Consider the following 2445-nt stretch of genomic DNA (forward strand, 5'->3'; position numbering starts at 1 on the left):
GGCGCCCGGCGATCGGGCCCGGCTGCTGCGCCGGTTCGCCGCGGCCGTCGACGCGGATCTGGAGCGGCTGGCCCAATTGGAGGTCAGCAACTCCGGCCACACCATCGGCAATGCGCGCTGGGAGGCGGGCAACGTCCGCGACGTGCTGCACTATGCGGCAGGCATGCCGGAACGGTTGCTGGGCAATCAGATTCCGGTCGCGGGTGGGGTGAACATCACCTTCCACGAACCGCTCGGCGTGGTCGGGGTGATCGTGCCGTGGAACTTCCCGATGCCGATCGCGGCGTGGGGCTTCGCGCCCGCACTGGCGGCGGGAAACGCGGTGGTGCTCAAGCCCGCCGAGCTGACGCCGCTGACCGCGATCCGGCTGGGTGAGCTCGCGCTCGAAGCGGGCCTGCCGGAACACGTCTTCCAGGTGCTGCCGGGCAAGGGGTCTGTGATCGGGCAGCGGTTCGTGACCCATCCCGCGGTGCGCAAGGTGGTGTTCACCGGCTCCACCGAGGTGGGCACCCAGATCATGGCGGGCTGCGCGCAACAGGTGAAGCGGGTGACGCTGGAGCTCGGCGGCAAGAGCGCGAACATCGTGTTCGCCGACGCCGATCTGGCGCGGGCGGCGGCCACCGCACCGTACGGCGTGTTCGACAATGCCGGTCAGGATTGCTGTGCGCGCTCGCGAATCCTCGTGCAGCGCAGTGTTTTCGACAAGTTCCTGGAGTTGCTCGAGCCTGCGGTGCGCGGGGTCCGGGTAGGCGACCCGACGCAGGAGTCCACCGAGATGGGTCCGTTGATCTCCGCCGCGCATCGCGACCGCGTGGCCGCCTACATCGAGCCGTCCACGAAGGTCGCGTTCACCGGTGCGCGCCCCGACGGGCCCGGATTCTGGTATCCGCCAACGGTTGTGCTGCCGGACGCGCCCACCGACCGGGTGCTCACCGAGGAGGTGTTCGGCCCGGTGGTCGCGGTGCTGCCGTTCGAGGACGAGGCCGACGCCGTCCGGATCGCCAACGACACCGAGTACGGGTTGTCCGGCTCCATCTGGACCAACGACGTCGGCCGGGCGCTGCGGGTCTCCCGCGCCGTCGAGGCCGGGAACCTGTCGGTGAATTCGCACTCCTCCGTGCGGTATTGGACTCCGTTCGGCGGATTCAAACAGTCCGGCCTCGGGCGCGAACTCGGCCCCGACGCCGCACTCGCGTTCACCGAGACCAAGAACGTCTTCATCGCCACGCAGTGAACCCTTTTCTACCCGACAGGAGATACCTTGCAGCGCTTACAGGATCGAGTCGCCGTTGTCACCGGCGGCGGTAGCGGCATCGGCCTCGCCACGGTCCGCCGCTTCGCGGCCGAGGGCGCGAAGGTCGTCGTCGCCGACATCGACGCAGGCACCGGCGAGGCGGCGGCCGCCGAGGTCGCCGGCTTGTACGTGAAGGTCGACGTGACCGACGAGGCACAGGTCGAAGCCCTGTTCCAGACCGCCGTCGACACCTACGGCGGACTCGACATCGCCTTCAACAACGCGGGAATCTCACCGCCGGAAGACGATTCGATCCTGACCACCGGTCTCGACGCCTGGCGCCGGGTGCAGGAGGTCAATCTCACCTCGGTCTACCTGTGCAGCAAATACGCCATCGGGCACATGCTGGAGCGTGGCAAGGGGTCGGTCATCAACACCGCCTCGTTCGTCGCGGTGATGGGGGCGGCGACCTCGCAGATCTCCTACACGGCCTCCAAGGGTGGCGTGCTCGCGATGAGCCGCGAACTCGGGGTTCAGTTCGCCCGCAACGGGATCCGGGTCAACGCGCTGTGCCCCGGGCCGGTCAATACGCCGTTGCTGCAGGAGTTGTTCGCCAAGGATCCGGAGCGGGCCGCTCGTCGCCTGGTACACATCCCGACGGGTCGTTTCGCCGAACCCGAGGAAATCGCCGCCGCCGTAGCGTTTCTCGCCAGCGACGATGCTTCGTTCATCACGGCGTCCCAGTTCCTGGTGGACGGTGGGATCTCCGGTGCTTATGTGACCCCGCTGTAGTAGCGGGTGGCATCGGTCGTCGCCGAGCGCCGGGCTCGGCGACGACCGGCCATCGGGTACTACTGAGCCGCGGGAGGAGCGGCCGGAGGCGGCGGTGGCTGCAGCAGATAGTCGAGCAGGCTCAAGCTGTGCGTCAGCCTGTCCACTTTCTCCGCCAGGCCGACATTAGGGGTCTGGGCGCCGGCGCCTGAGTCGGCTGCATTGTTATCGGTGCCTGTCGTGCCCGGAGGGGTTTCGCTCGGGGCGTCGGCGGCGTTCGGTGCTGACTCGCTGCCCTGGTCGCCCGCGCCCGGTGCGGGTGCGGCAGGTGCGCCCGGCGCTGGTGCGGGTGCTGCGGGGGCTGCTGGTGTGCCCGGCGCTGGGGCCGGTGCTGCGGGGGCTCCTCCTGGTGCACCTGGCGCTGGGGCCGCTGGGGCCGG

At 69.2% G+C, this 2445-nt stretch carries 2 protein-coding genes; both read left to right on the forward strand.

The window, feature by feature from the left end; genetic code table 11:
- Positions 1-1234: aldehyde dehydrogenase family protein (locus tag NN4_RS44460; protein WP_147144444.1), on the forward strand; the 1234-nt coding region annotated here is incomplete at its 5' end.
- Between the two features lie 27 nt (positions 1235-1261).
- Complete coding sequence (locus tag NN4_RS44465; RefSeq protein WP_107658621.1) at positions 1262-2026, forward strand: 3-oxoacyl-ACP reductase; 765 nt, start codon at positions 1262-1264, stop codon at positions 2024-2026.
- Positions 2027-2445: the final 419 nt, after the last annotated feature.

Origin of the sequence: Nocardia ninae NBRC 108245 (genome assembly GCF_007990755.1) — a bacterium.
Classification (GTDB): domain Bacteria; phylum Actinomycetota; class Actinomycetes; order Mycobacteriales; family Mycobacteriaceae; genus Nocardia; species Nocardia ninae.